1 protein-coding gene is annotated in these 1,148 nt (G+C 60.8%); it reads left to right on the top strand.

What is annotated here, in order from left to right:
- Window positions 1-66 precede the first annotated feature (66 nt).
- The coding region (locus BSP239C_RS20400) for an ISL3 family transposase (RefSeq protein WP_101575109.1) at window positions 67-1,148 on the top strand (1,082 nt) is incomplete at its 3' end.

Raw genomic sequence — 1,148 nt, 5'->3', positions numbered from 1 at the left:
CCCGGATAGACGTCGAGGTCTTCCGATGATGGAAGTTCTCACACTGCCCATCCGAAAGACCTCGACGTGGACAAGCCTACTTTCTCGACGCCTGACCTCACGACATTCTGCCGACTCGACACCCTTGACCTGACCTGCATCGGCCAACACATCACCGCACACAAAGCGGTGCTGAAATGCCGGCCGAACACCACCGATGAATGGTGCCGACGATGTGGCGGCCACGGCGACATCCGCGACACCGTCGTGCGTCGACTGGCACACGAGCCCTTCGGCCACAGGCCAACGACACTGCATATCCGCCTGCGTCGCTACAAGTGCATCGAATGCGGCCACGTGTGGCGCCAGGACACTACGACCGCGGCACCAGCCCGAGCAAAGATCTCTCGAGCCGGACTCGATTGGGCACTGCGTGCCCTCGTCATCGATCACGACACCGTCGCAGTCATCGCTGACAAGCTCGCGGTGTCCTGGCATACCGCGAACTCCGCGGTCCTGACCGAAGGACAACGGCTGCTGATCAACGATCCGAATCGATTCGACGACGTGTCTGTGATCGGTGTCGACGAGCACGTGTGGCGCCACACTCGCCGGGGAGACAAATACGTCACCGTCATCATCGATCTCACCCCGATCAGCCAAGGAACGGGCACAGCACGCCTACTCGATATGGTGCCCGGACGGTCGAAGCAGGTCTTCAAACAATGGTTGGCCGCCCGACCCAAGGGCTGGCGTGATGGAATCGAAGTCGTTGCGATGGATGGTTTCTCCGGGTTCAAGACCGCAGCCGTTGAGGAACTTCCCGATGCTGTGGAAGTCATGGACCCGTTCCACGTCGTCAAGCTTGCTGGTGATGCCCTCGATGACGTTCGCCGCCGCGTCCAGCAGGAGACAACTGGGCATCGTGGACGAGCGAAGGACCCGTTGTATCGGGCAAGGAGGACGCTGCACACGGGCACAGACCTGCTCACGAGACGACAACAAGAACGGATCGCCAGTCTCTTCGCTGATGCGAACCTCACCGAAGTCGAAGTCACCTGGGCGCTCTACCAAGACATCGTGGCTGCTTACCGGGCCGAGGACCGCAGTGAAGGCAAGAGGCTCTTGCAGGCTGTCATCGATGTCTTGTCGGCAGGACTGCCTGCTGG

The sequence above is a fragment of the Brevibacterium sp. 239c genome (assembly GCF_900169365.1).
Taxonomy (GTDB): Bacteria; Actinomycetota; Actinomycetes; order Actinomycetales; family Brevibacteriaceae; genus Brevibacterium.
The sequence above is the reverse complement of the archived record's forward strand: the minus strand, read 5'-3'. Positions and strand labels throughout refer to the sequence as shown.